The organism is Pseudomonas sp. KU43P (assembly GCF_033095865.1).
GTDB lineage: Bacteria > Pseudomonadota > Gammaproteobacteria > Pseudomonadales > Pseudomonadaceae > Aquipseudomonas.
Genome location: NZ_AP019365.1, coordinates 3,453,426 through 3,476,114, shown reverse-complemented (window position 1 = coordinate 3,476,114; position 22,689 = coordinate 3,453,426). Strand labels below are relative to the sequence as shown.

At 67.1% G+C, this 22,689-nt stretch carries 19 protein-coding genes; 16 read left to right on the top strand and 3 right to left on the bottom strand.

Translation table 11 applies throughout. The features are described 5' to 3' along the window. Window positions 1-90: 90 nt before the first annotated feature. A complete protein-coding gene (locus tag KU43P_RS15685) occupies window positions 91-969 on the top strand; it encodes a DMT family transporter (RefSeq protein WP_317658283.1) in 879 nt (292 codons plus the stop codon). 4 nt (window positions 970-973) lie between these two features. Here KU43P_RS15685 and KU43P_RS15680 read toward each other — a convergent pair whose 3' ends face one another. Both KU43P_RS15680 and KU43P_RS15675 read right to left on the bottom strand, forming a co-directional pair. Continuing rightward, window positions 974-1,126, bottom strand: a complete 153-nt coding sequence (locus tag KU43P_RS15680; RefSeq protein WP_317658282.1) for a hypothetical protein — start codon at window positions 1,124-1,126, stop codon at window positions 974-976. Then, window positions 1,117-1,503 (bottom strand): GNAT family N-acetyltransferase, encoded by a 387-nt coding sequence (locus tag KU43P_RS15675; RefSeq protein ID WP_317658281.1) that lies wholly within the window; start codon window positions 1,501-1,503, stop codon window positions 1,117-1,119. Before KU43P_RS15675 ends, KU43P_RS15680 begins: the two co-directional genes overlap by 10 nt. 116 nt (window positions 1,504-1,619) lie before the next feature. Here KU43P_RS15675 and KU43P_RS15670 point away from each other — a divergent pair, with 116 nt between their 5' ends. After that, window positions 1,620-2,243: a glutathione S-transferase family protein gene (locus KU43P_RS15670; protein WP_317658280.1), complete on the top strand. Its 624-nt coding sequence runs from the start codon at window positions 1,620-1,622 to the stop codon at window positions 2,241-2,243. A gap of 109 nt (window positions 2,244-2,352) precedes the next feature. Here KU43P_RS15670 and KU43P_RS15665 read toward each other — a convergent pair whose 3' ends face one another. Next, on the bottom strand, window positions 2,353-4,461 hold the full coding sequence (locus tag KU43P_RS15665) for a TonB-dependent receptor family protein (RefSeq protein ID WP_317658279.1): 2,109 nt from the start codon (window positions 4,459-4,461) through the stop codon (window positions 2,353-2,355). Window positions 4,462-5,037: 576 nt separating this feature from the next. On the opposite strand from KU43P_RS15665, the gene KU43P_RS15660 reads away from it, so the two are divergent. The 14 genes from KU43P_RS15660 to KU43P_RS15595 all read left to right on the top strand — a co-directional run bounded on the left by KU43P_RS15660 (window position 5,038) and on the right by KU43P_RS15595 (window position 22,674). Further along, window positions 5,038-6,642, top strand: a complete 1,605-nt coding sequence (locus tag KU43P_RS15660) for an ABC transporter substrate-binding protein (RefSeq protein ID WP_317658278.1) — start codon at window positions 5,038-5,040, stop codon at window positions 6,640-6,642. Further along, a complete protein-coding gene (locus KU43P_RS15655; protein WP_317658277.1) occupies window positions 6,639-7,571 on the top strand; it encodes an ABC transporter permease in 933 nt (310 codons plus the stop codon). The genes KU43P_RS15660 and KU43P_RS15655 overlap by 4 nt, the downstream gene beginning before the upstream one ends. Window positions 7,572-7,592: 21 nt before the next feature. Beyond that, window positions 7,593-8,837 (top strand): acyl-CoA dehydrogenase, encoded by a 1,245-nt coding sequence (locus tag KU43P_RS15650; RefSeq protein WP_317658276.1) that lies wholly within the window; start codon window positions 7,593-7,595, stop codon window positions 8,835-8,837. Window positions 8,838-8,851: 14 nt separating this feature from the next. Continuing rightward, window positions 8,852-10,201, top strand: a complete 1,350-nt coding sequence (locus KU43P_RS15645) for an LLM class flavin-dependent oxidoreductase (RefSeq protein ID WP_317658275.1) — start codon at window positions 8,852-8,854, stop codon at window positions 10,199-10,201. 141 nt (window positions 10,202-10,342) lie between these two features. Continuing rightward, complete coding sequence (locus KU43P_RS15640; protein ID WP_317658274.1) at window positions 10,343-11,398, top strand: NADP(H)-dependent aldo-keto reductase; 1,056 nt, start codon at window positions 10,343-10,345, stop codon at window positions 11,396-11,398. Window positions 11,399-11,526: 128 nt separating this feature from the next. Next, window positions 11,527-12,381, top strand: coding sequence for an ABC transporter permease (locus KU43P_RS15635; RefSeq protein WP_317658273.1), 855 nt, complete (start codon window positions 11,527-11,529; stop codon window positions 12,379-12,381). Next, window positions 12,378-14,024, top strand: a complete 1,647-nt coding sequence (locus KU43P_RS15630; RefSeq protein WP_317658272.1) for a dipeptide ABC transporter ATP-binding protein — start codon at window positions 12,378-12,380, stop codon at window positions 14,022-14,024. The genes KU43P_RS15635 and KU43P_RS15630 overlap by 4 nt, the downstream gene beginning before the upstream one ends. 219 nt (window positions 14,025-14,243) lie before the next feature. Continuing rightward, entirely contained in the window at window positions 14,244-14,483 is a 240-nt protein-coding gene (locus KU43P_RS15625; protein WP_317658271.1) for a hypothetical protein, read from the top strand. Window positions 14,484-14,776: 293 nt separating this feature from the next. Further along, on the top strand, window positions 14,777-16,369 hold the full coding sequence (locus KU43P_RS15620; RefSeq protein ID WP_411567260.1) for an ABC transporter substrate-binding protein: 1,593 nt from the start codon (window positions 14,777-14,779) through the stop codon (window positions 16,367-16,369). Then, entirely contained in the window at window positions 16,366-17,352 is a 987-nt protein-coding gene (locus KU43P_RS15615; protein ID WP_317658270.1) for an ABC transporter permease, read from the top strand. Before KU43P_RS15620 ends, KU43P_RS15615 begins: the two co-directional genes overlap by 4 nt. Beyond that, entirely contained in the window at window positions 17,349-18,212 is an 864-nt protein-coding gene (locus KU43P_RS15610; RefSeq protein WP_317658269.1) for an ABC transporter permease, read from the top strand. The genes KU43P_RS15615 and KU43P_RS15610 overlap by 4 nt, the downstream gene beginning before the upstream one ends. Next, window positions 18,209-19,921 (top strand): dipeptide ABC transporter ATP-binding protein, encoded by a 1,713-nt coding sequence (locus tag KU43P_RS15605; RefSeq protein ID WP_317658268.1) that lies wholly within the window; start codon window positions 18,209-18,211, stop codon window positions 19,919-19,921. The genes KU43P_RS15610 and KU43P_RS15605 overlap by 4 nt, the downstream gene beginning before the upstream one ends. A 162-nt stretch (window positions 19,922-20,083) precedes the next feature. Beyond that, on the top strand, window positions 20,084-21,295 hold the full coding sequence (locus KU43P_RS15600; protein WP_317658267.1) for an acyl-CoA dehydrogenase family protein: 1,212 nt from the start codon (window positions 20,084-20,086) through the stop codon (window positions 21,293-21,295). Continuing rightward, on the top strand, window positions 21,292-22,674 hold the full coding sequence (locus KU43P_RS15595; protein WP_317658266.1) for an MFS transporter: 1,383 nt from the start codon (window positions 21,292-21,294) through the stop codon (window positions 22,672-22,674). The genes KU43P_RS15600 and KU43P_RS15595 overlap by 4 nt, the downstream gene beginning before the upstream one ends. The last annotated feature ends 15 nt before the right edge of the window (window positions 22,675-22,689 follow it).

Genomic DNA, 22,689 nt, shown 5'->3' with positions numbered 1-22,689 from the left:
GGTAAGTCGTCGTATCTCTTCTAGAATCCCTGCTGTCGTACCTGCCTTCAGCCTGGCGCAGCACCCGGCCGCGCCGCCGTCGAGATCGCCATGAGTTCCAGTACCCCGTTGTCCGGCGTCAACCAGCCCCTGCGCGGCATCGCCCTGGTGGTGGTGGCGACCTTCCTGTTTGCCAGCCACGACGCCTTGTCCAAGTTTCTCGGCGGGTTGTACCCGATCGTCATGGTGGTGTGGGCACGCTACGTGGTGCATACCCTGCTGATGGCGGGCATCTTCCTGCCCAAATCCGGGCTCAACGTGCTGCGCACTCGGCGCCCGGTACTGCAGACCCTGCGTGCATTGAGCCTGCTCAGCACCAGCCTGCTGTTCACCACCGGCCTGCAGTATCTGCCGCTGGCCGAGGCCACGGCGGTCAACTTCCTCGCGCCGGTGCTGGTCACCGCATTGTCCGTTCCGCTGCTCAAGGAGCGGGTCACGGTGACTCAATGGTTGGCGGTGGTGCTGGGGTTCATCGGCGTGCTGGTGGTGGTGCACCCCGGCGGCGCCATGTTCACCCCGGCGATTCTCTACCCGCTGGGCTCGGCGCTGGGCTTCTGCTTCTACCAGCTGCTCACGCGCGTCCTGGCTGCGTACGACAGCCCCACCACCAGCAACTTCTACGCCGGGCTGTGCAACACCCTGGCAATGAGCGCGCTGGTGCCATTCTTCTGGGAAGTCCCACGCTGGGAGCATGCCTTGTTGATGCTAGCCCTCGGCGGCTTCGGCATGAGCGCGCACCTGCTGTTGACCCAGGCCTTCCGCCATGCCGCACCGGCGCTTCTGGCGCCTTTCAGCTATTGCCAGATCGTGTTCGCCGGGCTGCTGGGCCTGGTGATCTACCACCAGGTGCCCGATAGCGCCAGCCTGCTGGGCATTGCGATCATCTGCCTCAGTGGCCTTGGTGCGGCGTGGATGCAGCGCCGCAAGTGAACGGCTAGCGGCCTGGTGCCGGCTTCGGCAGGCGCCGGAACAGCGGGCGCGGCGTGCTTGGGTCGAGCTCACTGAGCTGGCTGCCGGCCGCTTTGAAACCCGCACGCAGCGCCAGGCGCTGGCTGGCCTGGTTGTCGATGTCGGTGGTCAGCCACACCGGTGTGTCGATCGCATCCAGCAGACCGACCAGCGCATCAGGCCCTGGCCGCTGCTGGCCTGGCTCGCCCAATAGCCCACTTCATACTCGCCGTTGCTGGGCTGCAGGCCGATGCAGCCGAGTACGACATCGCTGTCCGGCTGCAGCACGAAGTAGCGTTTCTCCGCCGCTGGGTCGAGGAACTCGTTAGCGCTCGCCTGCAGGCTTTCGCGCACTTCATCCAGCGTCCAGTCAGGTTTGGCCCAGGCCAGGAATGGCTGATGCAGCGCGTAGCTGTCGAGCAGTGCTTGTAACACGTGCTCGGCCAGCGCCGTGCCGGGCCTTACCAGTCGGGTGCGCGGGGTGGACAGGGTGCGGGGCAGTGTGGGGTAGGGCATGGGCCTTCCTGGCTTCGGTGGTGGGTGAGTCCTTTCATCATAGAGGGCATTGACCCTGTAGGGCAGCGCGTGGTCTGCTCGGCACACCATTACCCTTGGGAAAATGAAGGATCGCCATGGCCGACTACACGCTGCATTGCTTCGCCGAATCCGGCAACGCCTACAAGGCGGCATTGATGCTCGAACTGACCGGCCAGGACTGGCAGCCGGTGTTCGTCGACTTCTTCAACGGCCAGACCCGCGGCCAAGGCTGGCGCAATGAACTCAACGAGCAAGGCGAGGTACCGGTACTGGAGCATGCCGGGCAGACGCTGACTCAGTCGGCGCTGATCCTCGAATACCTGGCTGAGCGCACCGGCCAGTTTGGCCCGCGTGACGAGAATGAAAAGCGCGAGATCTGGCGCTGGATACTGTTCGACAACCACAAGTTCACCAGCTACTACGCAATGCTGCGGTTCCTGTTCTGCCTCAAGCAGACCGGTGAAACGGACGTGACCCGTTTCCTGCGTGACCGCGCCACCGCCGCCTATCGGGTCGTCGATGCACACCTGGCAAAGACGCCGTTCATGGTCGGCGAGCGCCTGACCATCGCCGACCTGTCGTTGGCGGGGTATGTGTTCATGCCGGAGGATACCGGCATCGACCTGGCCGCGTTCAGCCATATCGAGGCGTGGAAAAAGCGGATTCAGGCAGTGCCGGGGTGGAAGCATCCCTATGAGCTGATGCCCAGGACGGCTTGATCCTTAAAGGCCAATCGCCGGCAAGCCGGCTTCCACAGGTACAGCGTCACGCCGAAACCTGCGGGAGCCGGCTTGCCGGCGATGAGGCCATTGAATTCAGCCGAGACGGTCAGTACCTGACCTCAACCCCCACATACGCCCCGATCCCATCCCCCGGCCAGAACGACGCGGTATCCAGCCCCCGTGCGTTGAACACCGGCGTCACCGCCGTCACGTAGGCCTTGTTGGCCAGGTTCTTCAGGTCGAGCGACACCTTCCAGTTGCCCTTCGGCGCCTCATACCCCAGGTTCGCCCCCCAGATCGTGTACGACGGCGCATACAGGCTGTTGGCATAGTCCACCGCCGTGCGCGAGGCCGACTGCACGTTCACCCCGGTGTACCAGCCACTGTGGTCCTGGTACTGCAACTCGCCCTGGTAGATATGCTTGGGCACGCCCGGCAACTGGTTGTCGCCAAATGTGTCGTCATGCCGGTAGTAGAAGTCGTTGTAGGTGTATGACTGACGCCAGCGCACCAAGTCGCCTTGGGGGTTGTCCCACAGCCGGGTGTTGAGGCCCGCCTCGACGCCCTGGTGGATCGTCGGCGAGGCGTTGAACGCGCCGGTGACCGCGGCCGAACTGGAGGTGGCCGGAATGATCTGCACGTTCAGCAGCTCGTCGTGGATCCATGACCGGTACAGTGCCAGGCTGCCGTCGAAGATGCCGTGGGAGCCCTTGATGCCGACCTCTAAAGTGTTGGCCTTCTGTTCCACAAGCGGGCGGATGTAGGGCAGCGTCGGGCCGGAGCCAGAGTATTCCCACGAGGCAGGCGGGTCGATGCTGCGGCTGAAATTGGTGAACACCTGCAGGTCCGGGCTGAACTCGTAGCGCAGGCCGATGCGCGGGGCGACGCTCCAGTTGTCGTAGTCCACGTGCTGCGGGAAGTTGGTGGTGTTGGGGTTCACCGCGTAGTCGATGTTGACCTTGCGCCGCACGTTGATGAACGACACGCCACTGGTGAGCCACAGGTTGTCGACCAGGTTGGTGTCGTTGCCCAGGGCGATCACCCGGTCGAACGAATCCTTGTAGTTGACCTGCTTGAGCGACACCTTGTCGTCGTTGGCCGAATTCACCCCGCCGCGCAGGTGCTGGGTGGAGGTGAAGGCGATGTTGCTGCGGCTTTCATGGCCGAACAGGTAGTCGATGCGGTCATAACCCAGCAGCAGGCCGAGGTCGTGCCAGTCCCAGTAGCTTGGGTTGCTGGGGCTGCGCGGGCTGTTGGTGTGGCGGTAGTCGTGGTACGACAGGCCGAAGGTCAGGCGGGCATCGTCGTCGAAGGTGTAGGTGGTCTTGCTGCCCACCCAGATGCTGCCGGGGCGGCGTGCACCGGCGCCGCTGCTTTCGGCGGTGGCGCTGGCCCGGCGCGGGTGGTGCAGGGCGTTGTCCAGGGTGGTGGCGCTCGGGTCGTTGTGGGTTTCGTCGCGGTAGCGCAGCAGCAGGCGGGTTTCCAGTTTCGGGCTGAAGCGGTAGCCGGCGTTGGCGACGATGCCGGAACTCTTCGACAGGCTGTAGTCGCGGTAGCCCTCGTTGCGGTAGTTGTCGGCCTGCAGGTAGTAGTCCAGGCCGCCTTCGACGCCGCCGTAGCTGATGCTCTGCTTCTGGTAGTGGTAGCTACCGGCCTCGGCGCGCACGCGCAGGCCGGGGGCGCTGTAGCCGCTGTGGTTGACGAAATTGACCGCGCCGCCGAGGGTCAGCGCGCCGTACTGGAAGGCGTTGGCGCCGCGCAGGATCTCGGTGTAGTTCACACCGCTGGCATTGAGAAATTCGTAGGGCGTACCGCCTGGGCCGGTCAGTGGCAGGCCATCGAACAGGAACTTGATGCCTTCACGGAAGTAGCCCGGCGAGGTGTTGGCACCCGAGCCACGGATGGAAATCTTGGCGGCGTCGTTGCCACCGGTGGATTGCACGAACACGCCGGGCTGGTAGGCGAGGGTGTCCTGCAGGGTGGCAGTGCGGCCTTTGGCGACCTCTTCGCTGTCGACCACGCTGGTACCACCGGGTACTTCGGCCAGGGCGCTGGCGGCCTGTTGCACGTCGCTTTGCTTGGCGCCTTGCACGGTGACCGTGCCCAGGGTCTGGTCAGCCGCCCCCGCGAAGGGGACCAGCAGGGCCGTGGCGGCTGTGGCCAGGGCGGCCTGGCGGATGGCCAGGCGCAGTGGGTGAGGATGAATCGCACGCATCGTTGTATTCCTTGAAAGTCATCGTAGGTACCTCGGCGTTCTATGGGCATAGTCAGGCCTGTCGAAAACAGTAAGAGCAGTTTCTGTGCCAGCTTGCAACGTGCCGGAAGTTACGGGGGTGGCCGGTCTATTTATTGAATGAAGTGAACAAGGATCCAAGTTTTGTTGTGGAGGTGTTGTTTGTAGAACAGTACTGGTTATATACAAATTACCAAATTGAAATGCAGGCCCTGTAGGAGCGCATTTATCCGCGATTGCTGAGGTGGGGCCACTGCCGCGATCGCGGATAAATCCGCTCCTACAGGGGCCGCGCTGGCTAAGTGTTTGCTTGGCAACAGCAACCGCACAGTTTGTTCGGTTTATTTCTGTTGGAATTGGGTAAGGCCCAATAAATAGGCCGAAAAATACTGGCACGACAACTGCAGGAGCACTTTATGTAGCCGTTTATATAAAGGGAATGCTGTGCAGTCGAAATTCCGGTTATTCACATTCTGTTTACTGGCCAGTGCGTTGTTAGTTACCGCCTGTTCACCTGCCACGCCATCTAAGACCACCGGCACCCTCAAGGGCGAATCAGTGAGCGAGGTGAACGGCGTGATTCGCTACCCGGCCAGCGACTTCGTCGAGCAACGTGTGGGCGAGCGGGGCGGCACCTTGCGCGTGTCCGCGTCGAGCGATGCCGGCAGCTTCGACATCCACGCCCAATCCAACGGCAACATGCAGTGGCTGGGGCGCATCCTCTTCGACTGCCTGGTGTACCAGGCCGAAGACGGCACCCTCACCCCGTGGCTGGCAAAAAGCTGGGACATCAGCGCCGACGGCCTGACCTACACCTTCCACCTGCGCGACGATGTCACCTTCAGCGACGGCGAGCGCTTCAATGCCGAAGCGGTGCGGGTCAACCTGGAGCACATGCGCGACCCGAAGACCAAGTCGCCGCTGGCCGCTGCCTACATCGCCCCTTACCTGCAAGGCCGGGTGGTCGACGAATACACCTTCGAAGCGAACTTGCGTACCCCCTACGCACCCTTTCTCGATGTGCTGTCTCAAGCCTGGCTGGGCATGATCTCGCCCCGACAGATCCTCGACGCGCCCAACAGCATCGCCAGCCAGCCCATTGGCACCGGCCCCTTCGTGCTGACCGGCTGGGTACGCGACCAGCGTGCCAGTTTCGCCCGCCGGCCCGGCTACCGCTGGGCCCCGCCTGCCACCGGCCATACAGGCGAGGCCTACCTCGACGGCATCGAGCTGAGCTACGTGCCCGAGGCAATGATCCGCTACACCTCGCTCGAAGCCGCCGTCAGCGACATGGCCCTGGACGCACCGGCGCAGAATGCCGCGGCGATCCGCGCCAACCCGAACCTGACCCTGCGCAACCGCATCCGCAAGGGCAACCCGGTGCGCAGCATCACCTTCAATGTCGAGCGCCCACCGTTCGACGATGTGCGCGTGCGCCAGGCGGTGGCCAAGGCCATCGACCGCAACGGCCTGGCCTGGATTTCCGGCTTCGGCGAGTACCTGGCCAAAGGCGACTTCCTCGCCGTCAACACCCCCGGCTACGACCCCGTGGCCCGCGACGCCCTGGCCTTCGACCCGGCCGAAGCCGGCCGACTGCTCGACGCCGCCGGCTGGACCGGCCGCGACAGCCAGGGTTTTCGCACCCGCGAAGGGCGGCGCCTGGGCGCCACCTTGCTGACCTACGACAACCCCGCGTTCCCCGCCAATGTCTCGGTGGCCGCCCAGGCCGACCTGCGCAAGGTCGGCTTCGACCTGCGCATCGAGCTGCTGCCGATCACCAAGGTCATGACGCTGCGCTACGCCGGCGAGTTCGACGCCATCGGCGGCGGCTACTGGCACACCAACACCGCCGACGGCCTGTACATCCTCTACCACAGCCAGTCGATCCCCACCGCGCGGATGCTCGGGCAGAACGTCGGGCATTTTCGCGATAGCACCCTCGACCAGCTGCTCGGCGACGCCCGCCGCAGCACCGACCCGGTGCAACGCCGCGCGCTGTATCGCCAGGCCCAGCAACGCCTGGGCGAAACCGTGCCGGCCGTGCCCTCGGTGGAGAGCCAGATGCTGCTGGCCTACCGCAACGCCGTGGGTGGCGTGCTGTTCGACGGCTCGCACAACGTCCCCCTGTTCACCAGCGTCTGGCTGGCCAAGGAGCAACCATGAAACTGCTGGCAACCCTGCTGCGCCGTCTGCGCGATGGCCTCATCGTGCTGTGGGCGGCGGCCAGCCTGACCTTCCTTGGCGTGCAGTACAGCGGCGGCGATACCGCCCTGGCGATCCTCGGCGGCCCGGACGCCATGCCGACCCCGGAAATGCTCGCCCAGGTGCGCGCCGAATATGGCCTCGACCTGCCGTTGTGGCAGCAGTACGGCCACTACTTGGCACGCCTGGCCAGCGCCGACCTGGGCGAGTCGTACCGGCTGCGCATCCCGGTCGGCCAGGCGATTGCCGAACAGCTCGGCGCGACCCTGGCCCTGGCCAGCAGCGCGGCCTTGCTGGCCGTGCTGATCGCGCTGGTGTCGGCCCTGCTCACCGCCAACCGGGGTCGCCGCCTGCGGGCGCTGGTGTCGGGGGTCGAGCTGGTGCTGTCGTCGGCGCCCAACTTCGTTATCGGCACGCTGTTGCTGCTGGTGTTCGCCTTCTACTTCCACCTGCTGCCGCCCTCCGGCTCGCGTGGCTGGCGCTCGCTGGTGCTGCCGAGCCTGGCCCTGGCGCTGCCGATTGCCGCGGTGCTGGCCCAGGTGCTGCGTCAGTCGCTGGAGCAGGTGCTGGAACAACCCTTCATCACCCAGGCCCGCGCTCGCGGCCTGTCCGACACCGCCGTGCGTTTGCGCCATGCCTTGCGCCACGCCCTGGTGCCACTGGTGACCCTGGCCGGCTACGTCTTCGCCAGCCTGCTCGGTGGCGCGGTGGTGCTGGAGCTGCTCTTCGGCCGCCAGGGCATCGGCCGGCTGATGCTCGACGCCACCGCCAACAAGGATGTGCCGCTGGTACTCGGCGTGACCCTGCTGGCAGCCGCCCTCTATGTGCTGGTGAACCTGCTGGTGGACCTGGCGACCCAGGCCATCGACCCGCGCACCACGCGCCCCTGAATTGAAGAGAAAGGAAACCCCATGAGCCTCACACCCTTGACCGACGCCGAACTGGACGCCCGCTTCGCGCCCCTCTACGCCCGCATCGCCGAAGGCGCGGTGGCCCGCGAGCAGCAGCGCACGCTGGCCCATGAGCCGCTGGCCTGGCTGCGCGAAGCCGGCCTCGGCGCCCTCCGCGTACCGCGCAGCCACGGTGGCCTCGGCGCCAGCCTGCCGCAGTTGCTGCGCCAGCTGGTGCGCCTGGGCCAGGCCGACTCCAACCTGCCGCAGATCTTCCGCGCCCACTTCGGTTTCGTCGAAGGGCGGTTGGCCTCCAACGACGCCGCCTCGCAAGACTACTGGTTTGCCCGCGTGGTGGCCGGTGAGCTGTGGGGCGCGGCCATGGCCGAGCGTACCGACAGCACCGGCAATACCGTGCAACTGAGCGACAGTGAAGCGGGCTACCGCCTGGACGGCGAGAAGTACTACTGCACCGGCACCCTGTACGCCGACTGGGTGGCGGCGGTGGCCAACCATGGCGAGGACTTCGTCAGCCTGGCGGTGCCCACCCGTGCCCCGGGCGTGGAGCGGGTCGATGACTGGGATGGCTTCGGCCAGCGCCTGACCGGCAGCGGCACCACCCGTTTCGCCCAGGTCAGCGTGCCGGCCGAGCACCTGCTGCGCCGCTTCGCCAAGGGCGAGCTGCGCGCCGAGTCCTACCTCACCGCCTTCTACCAGGCCGTGCACCTGGCCACCCTGGCCGGCATCAGCCGCGCCGTGCTCGCCGATGCCGTGGCCTTCGTCCAGGGCCGTACCCGCACCTTCGGCGTGCCTGGCCAGTCGCAGCCCGCCGCAGACCCGCTGGTGCAGGCGGTGGTGGGCCGCCTGGCCAGCCTGGCCTTCGCCGCCGAGGCGCAGGTCAGCGCCGTGGGCCAGAGCCTGCAGGCGGTGTACGCAGCAGGCCAGGTCGGCGAAGTGCCCGAGCAGCTGTACACCGACGCCGAAATCCACACCTTCCAGGCCCAGCAGGTCGTCCTGCCGCAGGTGCTGGAGGCCAGCACCTTGCTCTTCGAAGTCGGTGGCGCCTCGGCCACCAGCAGCGCCCGCAGCCTCGACCGGCACTGGCGCAACGCCCGTACCCTGGCCTCGCACAACCCGGCGATCCAGCGCGAACAGGCGCTGGGCAACTACTACCTCAATGGCATCAGCCCGGCCCAGGCCTGGCGTGCCCGGCACGCCGCCGCCAGTGAAGGGCAGGGCAGCGGCGACGAAGCCAGCGCGGTCTGAACAGGAGCAGCACGATGAGCAACAAACAGATGAGCCTGGGCATGAACATCCTCGGCTTCGGCTCGCACTCAGGCGCCTGGCGCCAGGGCGAAGCGGCAATCGATGCCTACATCGACGTCAACTACTACCGGGACATCGCACGGCTGTCCGAGCGCGGCTGCCTGGACGCGATCTTCCTCGCCGACGGCCCGGCCCTGCCGCCCGACGTCTCCAGCCAACCGGGCGGGCGCCTGGAGCCGACCGTGCTACTGACCGCCGTGGCCGCCGCCACCGAGCGCATCGGCGTGATCGCCACCTGCTCCAGCACCTACAACGAGCCCTTCAACCTGGCCCGGCGCATCGCCTCGCTGGACCACATCAGCGGCGGTCGTGCGGCATGGAACGTGGTCACCAATGCCGGTGACGCCGCCGCGCAGAACTTTGGCCTGACCGGGGCGCCACTGCATGTCGACCGCTATGGGCGAGCCGAGGAGTTCGTCGATGTCACCCTGAAGCTGTGGGACAGCTGGGAGGACGACGCGATCATCGGTGACCGCGCCGGCGGCCGTTTCGCCGACCCGCGCAAGGTCCACACCCTGGATTTCAAGGGCCAGCATTTTCAGGTGCGCGGCCCGCTGAACCTGCCGCGCTCGCCGCAGGGCCGGCCGGTGCTGGTGCAGGCCGGCTCCTCCGAGGGCGGCAAGGCATTGGGCTCGCGCTACGCCGATGCGATCTTCACCACCCAGACCACCCTGGCCGACGGCCAGGCCTTCTACCGCGAGATGAAGGCCCGGGCCAAGGCCTGGGGGCGCAACCCCGAGCACCTGAAGATCATGCCAGGGCTGTCGACCGTCATTGCCAGCACCGAGGCCGAAGCCCATGCCCGCTTCGACGAACTCAATGCCTGGCATGGCGAGCATGGCCTGTTGCAACAGGTGGCCGGGCGCATCGGTATCGATGCGCGCGAGCTGGACCCGGATGCGCCGCTGCCGTGGGACCGCATTGGTGCGGTGGCGGATTTCGAGCGTGGGTCGCACGGCTTCCTGGAGGCGCAGTTGAACCTGGCGCGTAGCGAGAACCTGACCATCCGCCAGCTCTCGCGGCGGATCCTGGTGGGGCATCGGTTGGCGGTCGGCACACCGGAGCAGGTGGCCGACACCTTGGCCGAATGGTTCCTGGCGGGGGCAGGGGATGGCTTCAACATCATGCCCGACATGTTCCCATCGGGGGCGCGGGTGTTCGTCGAGGAGGTGGTGCCGTTGCTGCAGAAGCGCGGGTTGTTCAGGACCGAGTACAGCGGCACGACCCTGCGTGAGCACCTGGGTTTGCCCAGGGCGGTGAACCAGTTTTCCGAGGCTCGGCGCGAGATCGCGTCGGCTGTGTAAGGGGGGCGCTGCGCCATCGCCCACAGGTACAGCGCAGCCCTCGGGATGTGCGCCGACCCTGTGGGAGCCGGCTTGCCGGCGATGGGCTGCAAAGCAGCCCCAAATTCTCAACCCCAACCCAATACCCAAGGACTCATCCCCATGCACTATCGCCGCCTAGGCCACACCGATCTCCACGTCAGCCTCCTCAGCCTCGGCACCATGACCTGGGGCCACCAGAACGCTGAACAGGACGCCCACCAGCAACTCGACGCCGCCATCGCCGCCGGTATCAATTTCATCGACACCGCCGAGATGTACCCCACGCCCACCCGCGCCGAAACCTGGACCACCACCGAGCGCTTTCTCGGCAACTGGATCAAAGCCCGCGGCCAGCGCGAGCGCGTGGTGCTGGCCAGCAAGATCGCCGGCCCGTCCCGCGAGCCCGGCGCCCAGGCGCATATCCGCGATGGTCTGTCGCACCACGACCGCAAGAACATCGTCGCCGCCCTGGAAGGCAGCCTGCGCCGCCTGCAAACCGACTACCTGGACCTCTACCAGCTGCACTGGCCCGACCGCACCAGCAACTTCTTCGGTGTGCGCGAATACCCCTACGCCGACGACCACCCGGAAACCGCCGCCATCGAAGAAACCCTGGCCGTGCTCGACGAGCAGGTGAAGGCTGGCAAGGTGCGCCATATCGGCGTGTCCAACGAAACCCCGTGGGGCGTGGCGCAGTTCCTGCGTCACAGCGACAATCAGGGCCTGGCGCGCATCGCCAGCATCCAGAACCCCTACAGCCTGCTCAACCGCCTGTACGAGAACGGCCTGTCGGAATTCAGCCACCGCGAAGGCATCAGCCTGCTGGCCTATTCGCCTTTGGCGTTTGGCGCGTTGACTGGCAAGTACCTGAACGGTGCAAGGCCCGAGGGTTCGCGGCTGTCGTCGGTGTACCGCACCTTCAATCGCTATGGCAGCGAAGAGGCCAACAGCGCCATTGCCAGCTATGTGCAGATTGCCCGCGAGCACGGGCTGACTCCGGCGCAACTGGCCCTGGCCTTCGTCATTCACCAGCCGTTCGTGGCCAGCGCGATTACCGGGCAGACCACCTTGCTGCAGCTGCAGGAAAACCTAGGTGCGCTGGACGTGCAACTGAGCGACGACGTGCTGGCCAAGCTGCAGGCCGTGCACCGGCGCATCCCCAACCCGGCGCCCTAGCGCTTTCTGAGCAGCGACATGTTTTTTTGTGGGAGCCGGCTAGCCGGCGATCACCGGCGCCGCCGGTGCCATCCATCGCGGTGCCCGCATCGCCGGCAAGCCGGCTCCCACAGACCAGAAGGACCGCCATGAACGCGACCGTTTCAACTTCGATTCCCTCATTCAGCCGCCCCATCTGGCTATCCCGCCCCGGCCTGTACCTGGCCTGGGCACTTCTTGGCTTCCTGCTGCTGGCCGTCATCTTCCCCGGCTGGCTATCTCCCACCGACCCCCTGGCCGCCGACGCCCGCCTGGCCTACCACCCACCCAGCAGCATCTTCTGGCTGGGCACTGACGAAAACGGCCGCGACGTGCTCAGCCGCCTGATCCACGGCGCCCGCCCATCGCTGTTGATCGGCGTGGCCGCGACCCTGGTCGGCCTCGGCCTGGGCACGCTGCTCGGCGTGCTGTCAGGCCTGGCCCCCGCCTGGCTGGACAACCTGCTGATGCGCGCCGTCGACGTCCTGCTGGCCTTTCCCGACCTGCTGTTGGCCCTGGTGATCATCGCCCTGTTCGGCCAGGGCACCAGCAACCTGATCTTCGCCGTCGGCATCGCCTCGGTTCCACGCTACGCCCGCCTGGTGCGCGCCCAGACCCTGACCATCCGCCATGCCGGCTTTGTCGAGGCCGCGCTCACCCTGGGCCGCAGGCCGCTGGTGGTGGTGTTCGAGCATGTCTTGCCCAACGCTGTGCAGCCCGTACTCATCCTGGCCTGCATCGGCCTGGGCGGCTCGATCACCGCCGCCGCCGCGCTGAGCTTGCTCGGCTTCGGCGCACCACCGCCGGCGCCCGAGTGGGGCGCGATGATGGCCGTGGCCCGCAACTTCATGGCCAACGCCCCCTGGCTGATGGCCTGGCCGGCACTGGCAATCACCTTGACCGTTATCGCCATCACCGCCATCGGCCGTGACTGGCTACACCGCAGCGAGGGCAGACACCCATGAGCCTTTTCGACATACAACCACCGCTGGTAGATATCCGCGACCTGCGCGTGAGCTTCAACGGTATCCCCGTCGTGCACGGCGTGAGCCTGCAGCTGCAGGCCGGGCAGTGCCTGGCGCTGGTGGGTGAATCCGGCTCGGGCAAGAGCGTCACGGCCCGCACCCTGGTGGGCCTGACCGGGCCCGGAGCGCAGGTACAGGCGCAGCGCCTGGGGTTTGCCGGGCAAGACCTGCTCGCTGCCGATGAAGCGGCTTGGCGCCACTTGCGCGGCGGCCGCGTCGGCTTCGTCATGCAGGATGCGCTGGGCTCGCTCGACCCGCTGCGCCGGGTCGGCGCCGAAATCGAAGAGCCGCTGTTCCTGCACACCGGCCTAGGTGCCGAACAACGCCGCCTGCGCGTGCTGGAGCTGCTGCGCCAGGTGGGCGTGCCCGAACCTGAGGTGCGGGCGCGCCAGTATCCGTGGCAATTGTCCGGTGGCCTTCGCCAGCGCGCCTTGATCGCATCGGCGATTGCCTGCCAGCCGCGCCTGCTGATCGCCGACGAGCCGACCACCGCGCTGGACGCCACGGTACAGGCGCAGATCCTCGACCTGCTGGCGCAACTGCGCGCACGTGACAACAGCCTGCTGATGGTCAGCCACGACCTGGCGGTAGTCGCGCGCCTGGCCGATCAGGTGGCGGTGATGCGCCATGGCCAGGTGGTGGAGCAGGGCAGCGCCGAGCAGATCCTGCAGGACCCCCAGAACCCTTACACCCAGCGGCTGTTGCGCGCAGCACGGGCGGTGCATTTCCAGCGGCCGACGGTGCCGGCGCTGGCGCTTGTGGAGGCGCCTGTGAACGAACAACCGGTACTGCTCGAGGCCCGAGGCCTGGGCAAGGCCTTCATCGGCCCGGACGGCCAGCCGCGCCCGGTGCTCAAGGATGTCTCGCTGCAATTGCGGGCGGGGCAGACGTTGGGTGTGGTCGGTGAGTCCGGCTCGGGCAAGAGCACCCTGGGGCGCATCCTGCTCGGCCTGGAACGCCCGGAGCAAGGCACCGTGAACTTCGCCGGCGAGGACTGGCTGGCGCTCACGGCCGAACAGCAGCGCCAGGTGAGGCAGGGCATCCAGGTGGTGTTCCAGGACCCGCTGGCGTCGTTCGACCCGCGCTACACCGTGTTGCGGGTGCTGTCCGAAGCGCTGGCCCAGGCCGGGGTACCTCGAGGTTTGCGGCGCACCGAGTCGGCGGCGCTGCTGGAGCGGGTGCACCTGCCCTCAGCGCTGCTTGACCGGCGCCCGCTGGAGCTGTCCGGTGGGCAGCGCCAGCGCATCGCAATCGCTCGCGCGCTGGCCATGAAGCCGCGCGTACTGGTGCTGGATGAACCGGTGTCGGCGCTGGATGTGTCGGTGCAGGCGCGGATTCTGGCGCTGCTGGCCGAGCTCAAGGCCGAGCTGAATCTGGCGTGCATTTTCATCTCCCATGACCTTGGCGTGGTGGAGCAGGTGAGCGACCAGGTGCTGGTGATGCACGGCGGCCGGGTGGTGGAGCAGGGCAGCGCCGAGCAGGTGCTGCGCCACCCGCGCCATGCCTATACCCGCGCCTTGCTCGATGCCGTGCCCCACCTGCCGCCGGCGCAGCCACGCTGGGTCAGCCGGATTGCTGTCTGAAGCCACTGGCCCTATCGCCAGCCGCACCCTGGGGGAGCCGGCTTGCAGGCGATAGGGCCAGTGGCAGCACCTTGAACACTGAGGACAACCCTGGCCTGACAGGCCGTGGCACGTTGCAACAAATGTAAGAGCGGATTCATCCGCGATGCGCCGCGCGGGCGGCGCTCGATTTCATAGGCGCAAACCATCAGGTGTCGGCCCCACTACAGAGGTTTAGGCATGCTGAAAATTGTCCCTGATCCCCCGTACAACCATTCCCTCGAAGACACCCTCATCCAGGCCACGGACTACGCCCTGTGCGCGCAGACCGTGATGCACCAGGCCCTTCTGCTACAGCCCAAATCGCCCGCTTCGATTCTGATGATGGCGTCGATGCATGAAGTGGAGGCGCTGCGGGTGATGCTTGAGTCCATGTTGATTCAGGTGCAGATGCCGGTTGAGCCTAGGACTTTGCACTAGGGCTTGAGTGATGTGTTGGCTGGGCTGGCCCTATCGCCGGCAAGCCGGCTCCCACAGGGATCGCCAGCGCCCACGGGGTCGATGTGGGAGCTGGCTTGCCAGGAACAGACTGTTGCCCTACCAACACCCCCCACACACTTTGCCCTCGCACCAGCACCACCCATCCGCCAAACCCCAACAAAATCAACCCTTTGAACCCGGCACAACTCCTGCAACAGGCCTACCAAAGCCCAGTCCCCGCAGGAGCGACCTTGAACCGACCCATCCTCCCCCTGATCCCGCTCTGCGCCTCACTGGCGCTGTTCGGCTGCGAACGCAGCGAGCAACCCACCGCGCAAAGCACCCAACCGCAACCGGGCGGCACGCTGGTCTACGCCACCGACCGCGAACCCACCTGCCTGGACCCGCACGTGGCCGGCGACATGCCCCAGGTGTTCGTCGCCCAGCAATACCTCGACTCGCTGGTATCGATGGACAGCACCGGTCAGATCGGCCCCTGGCTCGCTTCAAGCTGGGAAGTCTCGCCCGACGGCCTGCACTACACCTTCCACCTGCGCCGTGACGTGCACTTCACCGACGGCACGCCCTTCAACGCCGAGGCGGTGAAAGCCAACCTCGACCACATGGCCAACCCCAAGACCCAGTCCAGCACTGCCGGCGGTTACATTCGCCAGTACCGAGGCACCGAGGTTCTCGACAACTACACCGCCCGGGTCACCCTGGCCACACCTTACGCCGCCTTCCTCGAAGTACTGGCCCAGAGCTTTCTCGGCATCCAGTCGCCCACCGCGCTCACCCGTAGCCGCGACGAAAACTGCGAAAGCCCAGTCGGCAGCGGACCGTTCAAGGTGGTGCGCTGGGACCGGCAGAACCAGGTGGAGCTGGTGCGCAACCCGGACTACAACTGGGCACCGCCGACCGCGCAGCACCAGGGGCCGGCCTACCTCGAGCGCATCGTCTGGAAGTTCATCCAGGAACCGTCGGTGCGCTTCGCCTCGCTGCAGGCGGGGGAGGTGGACGTGATCGAGACGCTGCCACCGGAGTCGCACGAGGCGGCGCGGCGCAACCCGGACGTCAACCTGATCATCGCCCAGCGCCCCGGCAACCCCACCAACGGCACCTTCAACCTGCGCCGTGCGCCGTTCGACGATATCCGTGTGCGCGAAGCTTTTGTGCGCAGTGCGGACGTCGAGGGCGCACTCAAGAGCGTGTACTTCGGCGAGTTCCCCCGTGCCGGCGGGCCGCTCAGCGTGGCCACGCCGTTCTACAGCAGCGACTTCGAGCGCAGCCAGGACTACGACCCGGCCCGCGCCGCCAAGCTGCTCGACGAAGCCGGCTGGATCGGCCGTGACAGCGAGGGTTACCGGACCCGCAACGGCCAGCGCCTGCGCGCCGTGGTGCTGATCGGCGCACGCACCTCGCCGTCGGAACTGACCCTCTGGGAGCAGGTGCAGGCCACCACCCGCCAGGCAGGCCTGGAATTGGTGCTCGACCAGATGAGCGACGCCCAGGTCACGGCTCGCCAGGCCGCCTGGGATTACGACATTCGCATCGGCTACTGGAACACCAACACCCCCGATGTGCTGCGCATCATCTTCACCACCGCCTTCGTGCAGCCCGCAGGGGTAGGAGGCTATCACCAGAACTCCTCCGGTTACGCCGACCCCGCGTTCGACGCGCTGCTCGACAGCGCCCTGGCCACCCAGGACCCCGACTTGCGCCGGCAACGCTACCTGCAGGCCCAGCAACAGGCCGCCGCGCAGTACCTGCAACTCACCACCTACCCGCAAAGCACGCGCCTGGGCATCTACAAGACCGCCCACGGCGTGCGCCTGGAGCCTTCGCTGGCGGTGACCTACCTCTATGACGCATGGGTGAACAAATGAGTACGACCGCGCTTGCCGTGACCGACCCGCGCCGTGAACGCCTGGCCGCCCTGGGCCGACGCGCCGCCATCCGCCTGGGCGGTGGTGTGCTGGTGCTGTGGGCGGTGGCGACCCTGACTTTTTTCGCCCTGCGCCTGATGCCCGGTGACCCGGTGCTGGCGATTCTCGGAGGCCCCAGCGGCAACCCGACGCCTGAAGCCATCGAGGCCGCGCGCCAGGAATACGGCCTGGACAAGCCTTTGGCGGTGCAATACGTGTGCTACCTCGGGCGCCTGCTGCAAGGCGACCTCGGGGTGTCGTATTCGCAGCACCTGCCCGTTACCCGTGTGCTGGCCGAGCAAGGCGGCGCGACCCTGGAGCTGACCGTCGCGGCCCTGGTGCTCGCCTGGCTATTGGTACTGCTGCTGACCGTGGTCACCGCTGGGCGCGGCAGGCTGGTCGGTGGCCTCGCTTCGCTGGCAGAAACCCTGAGCGCGGCCTTGCCGCACTTCTGGCTGGGGGTGGTGCTGCTGGCGGTGTTCGCCTTCGGCCTGCGTTGGTTCCCGCCGGCAGGCAGTGACAGCTTCGCCAGCTTGGTACTGCCGGCCTTCTCGCTGGCGATTCCGCTGGCCGGCTTCATCGCCCAGGTCACCCGCGAATCGCTGGAACTGACCCTCGAACAACCCTTCGTGCTCACCGCCCGCACCCGTGGCCTGAGCGACCTGGCCGTGCGCTTTCGCCATGCCCTGCGCCACGCCTTGCTGCCGGGCGTGTCGCTGTCGGGTTGGGCCATCGGTGCGCTGATCAGCGGCGCGGTGGTGTGCGAAGTGATCTTCTCGCGCAAGGGCGTGGGCCGGCAGCTGTACCAGGCCGTGCAGGCCCAGGACCTGCCGCTGGTGATCGGCATCAGCCTGGTGGTGGCGGCTGGCTATGTGCTGGCGAACATTCTGGTCGACCTGCTCTATCAGTGGATCGACCCTCGGCAACAGGAGGCCGCAGCATGACAGACCTTACCCTCGACCAGGCGCTGGCGCCGCAGCGCCGGCAACGGTCTCTGAAACTGCCACCGCTGGGTGCCAGCCTGGCCATCCTGTTCCTCCTCGGCTTGCTGCTGGCAGCCTTGGCGCCGGGGTTGTTCACCCGTATCGACCCGCTGGCCATCGTCCCGCGTGACGCCTTCCAGGCGCCGAGCTGGGCGCATTGGCTGGGCACCGACCAGTCGGGCCGCGACATCTTTGCGCGGATCATCCATGGGGCGCGGCAGAGCTTGCTGATCGGTGTGGCGGCCACGGCCATTTCCATGGCCATCGCCATTACCCTCGGCCTGCTCGGCGGCCTTGGCGGCGCACGGGTAGACCGTGCGGTGGGCTGGTTGCTGGAAGTGCTGTTCGCTTTCCCCAGCCTGGTGCTGGCGCTGTTGTTCGTGGCGGTGTTTGGCAGTGGCGTCGGCCCGCTGATCGTTGCCACCGGGCTGGGTGGCGCGCCGGGTTATGCACGCATGGTCCGCGGCCAGGTGCTGGCGGTGCGCAATGCCGGCTACATCGAAGCGGCGCGGGCCCTGGGCCATTCGACCTCGCGCATCGTGTTGCGCCAACTGCTGCCCAACGCCATGCGGCCGCTGCTGGTCACGCTGACCATGGGCGTCGGCCAGGCCATCGTCTGGGCCTCGGCACTGAGCTTCCTCGGCCTGGGCGCACGGCCGCCGGCACCGGAGTGGGGGACCCTGCTGTCGATGGGCCGCGACTTCATCGCCAACGCCTGGTGGCTGACCTTCTTCCCCGGGCTGTTCATCGTCCTCACCACCTTGGCCACCACGGTGACTGGCCGCTATATCCAACAACGCCTGGAGGGCCGCCTGCCATGAGTGACAAGACCTTGATCGTCGAAGGGCTGAACGTGGCCTTCGAGGGCCGCAACGTGGTGCGCGACTTGTCCCTGGTCCTGGCGCCGGGCCGGTGCGTGGCGCTGGTGGGCGAGTCGGGTTCTGGCAAGAGTGTCAGCGCCCGCAGCCTGGTCGGCCTGGCCGGTGCCCGGGCCCAGGTGAGCGCCCGTCGGCTGAGTTTCGATGGCCACGATCTGCTGGCCTTGCGCGAGCGGCAGTGGCGCTCGGTGCGTGGCAGGGACATCGGCTTCGTGCTGCAGGACGCGCTGGTGTCGCTGGACCCGTTGCGCCCGGTGGGCAAGGAAATTCTCGAGGTGCTGCAGGCTCACCAGTACGGCGACCGCCATAGCCGTGCCGAGCGGGTGCATGAATTGCTTGGGCGGGTGGGTGTGCCGGATGTCGAATTGCGTGCGCGCCAACGCCCTGGGCAATTGTCCGGCGGCCTCAGGCAGCGGGCGTTGATTGCCAGTGCCTTGGCGCTCGACCCGGCGCTGGTCATTGCCGACGAGCCCACCACCGCGCTGGATGCCACGGTGCAGGCGCAGATTCTGCAAGTGTTCCAGCAGATCAAGGCGCGTGGCGCCTCGCTGCTGATCATCAGCCATGACCTGGCGGTGGTGGCGCAACTGGCCGACGAGGTAGTGGTGCTGCGCCATGGCGAGGTGGTGGAGCAGGGGCCGATGCAGCAGGTGCTGCGCCAGCCTCGCCATCCCTACACCCAGGCCTTGCTGGCAGCGGTGCCGGCCGAACACCCGCGCGGCAGCCGGCTGTCGCCGGAGCGCGCAGGCGTGCGCCGTGCGCCACGCCTGCGCTTGCACAGCGACGTGCTGCTCGAAGGCCGCGGCCTGGGCAAGCGCTACCTCGGCCCGGACGGGCGGCTGCGCCAGGTGGTGCAGGGTGTCGACTTCACCCTGCGCGCCGGGCGCACCCTGGGCATTGTCGGCGAGTCCGGCTCGGGCAAGACCACCGTGGCACGCATTGCCCTCGGCCTGCTGCAGCCGGACGAGGGCGAGGTGCTGTACCGCGGGCAGCCCTGGAACCGCCCGGGCAACGCGGTGAGCGAGGCTGTGCGCAGGCCGTTGCGTCGCGAAATCAGTGTGATCTACCAGGACCCGCTGGGCTCCTTCGACCCGCGCTGGAGCGTGGCGCAGATCCTCGACGACGCCCTGCAGGTGGCCGGTATCGAAGCGGCGGCCAGGCCTGCGCGCATTGCCGTGCTGCTGGGGCAGGTGCGCCTGCCGGCCGAGCTGGCGCAGCGCCGGCCGTTGCAGCTTTCCGGCGGCCAGCGCCAACGGGTGGCGATTGCCCGGGCAATTGCCAGCGAGCCGAAGCTGATCATCTGCGATGAGCCGGTGTCGGCCCTGGATGTGTCGGTGCAGGCTCAGGTGCTCGATCTGCTGGCTGATCTGCAGGACGAACTGGGCCTGGCGTACCTGTTCATCTCCCATGACCTGGGGGTGATTCGCCATGTCAGCGACGAGGTGCTGGTGATGCGCCATGGCCAGGTGGTGGAGCAGGCGCCGGTGGAGCAGTTGTTCGAGCGGCCGGCGCATGAGTATACGCAGCGGTTGCTGGGGGCCGTGCCACGGCTGCCCGGCAGTGGCGCCGAACTGGTGGTGCCGCCGCTGGACCTGGAGCACGAAGCCTTTGACCTGTTCGACGAGTCGCGCCTCTGGAAGATCGCCATCTGACTCACATGCTCACCGCCATCCTCTGTGGGAGCCGGCTTGCCGGCGATGAGGCCGGGGCAGGCAGCACCTCTTGAGCAGGCTGTACCGGCCCTATCGCCGGCAAGCCGGCTCCCACAGGGATCGTGCAAAGATTTTTGAATGCTGTATCTAAAGGACTGAACCATGACCACTTTCCAACGCTTCCCCACCCAACCTCCCGCCACCAGCATCACCGCACTCAAGGCCCGCATCACGGCCCTGCTACCCGCCATCGCCGAAGGCGCCGCCCAGCGCGAGCGTGACCGCCAGTTGCCCCACGAAGCCATCGCCCAGCTCGCCGCCGCCGGTCTCTACACGGTGCGCATTCCCAGCCAATACGGCGGCCTAGGTGGCAGCGTTTCTGATGTGATCGAACTGCTGCTGCAAGTCGCTTCAGCCGACTCCAACATCGCCCAGGCCCTGCGCCCCGGTTTCGCCTTCGTCGAAGGCCTGCTGGTGTCGCGGGCCGACGGCGCCGAGCAGGAGCGCGAGCGCTGGTTCGCCCGCTACCTGGACGGTGCAGTGATCGGCAACGCCGGCTGGGAAGTGGGCGGCGCCAATGGCGCCATCGCCGCGCGCCTGGTGCGCGAGGGTGAGCACTTTCGCGCCAATGGCAGCAAGTTCTACAGCACCGGCGCGCTCTTCGCCCATTACGTCAGCGCCGTGGCGCTGGACGAGGACGAGCAGCCGGTGTCGTTCATCCTGCCGCGTGAGCGCGAGGGCCTGGAACTGGTCGACGATTTCGACGCCATGGGCCAGCGCCTGACTGCCAGCGGCACCACCCACCTGCGCAATGTACGGGTCGAGGCCAGCGACATTCGCACGCGGACCGTGGAGGAGGGCAAGCGCACGCTCGTCACACCATTCCTGCAATTGTTCCTGGGCACAGTGCTGGCTGGCATAGCTCGCAACGCGCTGAACGATGCCACGCGCTTTGCCCGTGAACACGCCCGGCCGATCAAGCACAGCACGGCCAGCCGTTCGGTGGATGACCCTTATGTCGAACTGTCGGTAGGCGATATCGCGGCCCGCGCCTATGGTGCCGAAGCGCTGGTGCTCAGGGCCGCTGCGACCATCGACAAGGCCTGGGCGGCAAACCTGGATGAGGCCGCCGTGGAGCAGGCCGCCATCGAGGTGGCACAGGCCCAGTACCTGGTCGCGGAGCTGGCGCTCAAGGCGGCCGAGACGCTGTTCGACGTGGGCGGCGCCTCCACTACCGGCCGCCAGCACAACCTCGACCGGCACTGGCGCAACGCACGCACAGTGGCCAACCACAACCCGCGTCAATGGAAGGCTGCCGTGGTCGGCGCCTGGCAACTCAAGGGTACCCAGCCGCCTGTTTCGGGGCTGTTTTGACCGCCCAGCCGGCCTTACTGGCCGGCCATGTGCAAAGCGCCCGGGTGCCGGTGATCATCGGTGCCGCGCTGTTCATGGAGCTGCTCGACAGCACCGCCGTGATGACCGCCTTGCCGCAGATGGCCGCCGATTTCGGCGAGCCAGGCCTGCGTATGAACCTGGTGGTGTCGCTGTACATGCTCGCGCTGGCGTTGTGTGTGCCGGTCAGCGGCTGGGCGGCCGAGCGCTTTCGCCCGCGCCAGGTGATGCTGCTGGCGATGGGGCTGTTCACCGGCGCCTCGCTGGCCTGCGCGCTGGCCGATACGCTGTGGCAACTGTGCCTTGGGCGCATGCTGCAGGGCGCGGCCGGGGCGCTGATGACGCCGGTGGGGCAAGTGATCATCCTGCGCTGGTCGAGCCGCGAGCAGTTGCTCCAGGCCATGTCATGGTTGGCCTTGCCGGCGTTGGTCGGGCCGTTGCTCGGGCCGCTGCTGGGCGGCTTGCTGGTGACGGTGCTGTCGTGGCACTGGATCTTTCTGGTCAACCTGCCGATCTGCCTGGTGGGCTGCTGGCTGATCGTGCGCCATGTGCCGGACTACCCGGCACGCCCGGTGCCACGCCTGGACGTGCGCGGCCTGCTGCTCAGTGGCGGCGCCCTGGCCATGCTGGTATTCGGTCTGGAATCGCTGGGGTTGGGGCAATTGCCCCAGCTCTGGGCGTTGGCCCTGGCCGCGGGTGGGGTTTTATGCGCGCTGGGGTACCTGCTGCATGCGCGGTATCACCCCAACCCATTGGTCGATCTCTCGCTGCTGCGCCTGCGCAGTTTCGGCGTAGCCCAGGCAGGCGGCGGGCTGTTTCGCCTGGGCTCGGCGGCGCAACCGTTCCTGATCGTGTTGCTGTTGCAGAACTGCCTGGGCATGAGCCCGTTGGCCGCCGGGTGGCTGGTGGTCAGTGGCGGTGTCGGTGCGCTGTTGATGAAGTTGCTGGCCGTACCGCTGGTGCGCCGCTACGGCTATCGGCGGGTACTGAGCTGCAACGCTGTGCTCAGTGGCGCCGGCATCGCCCTGTGCGCCGGGTTTGACCGCGACACGGCGGTGTGGCTGATGGCCTTGGTGCTGTTTGCTGCGGGGTTGGTACGCTCGTTGCAGTTCTCCACCTTGGGTGCGGCAAGCTACCAGGATGTGCCCGGCGAGCGCTCGGCGGCCGCCAGTTCGTTGTCGGCGATGTCGGTGCAGTTGACCATGGCGCTGTCGGTCAGCCTGGCCGGGTTGTTGTTGGGCGTATTGGCCGGTGCTGACGGGCGCAGCGAAACGTCGGTGGCGGATATCACCACAGTGATGCTGTTGTGCGCGGCGATGTGCGGGCTGTCGGCGTGGGTGTTCCGGCGCTTGGCCAACTGACCATCGGATGGCCGG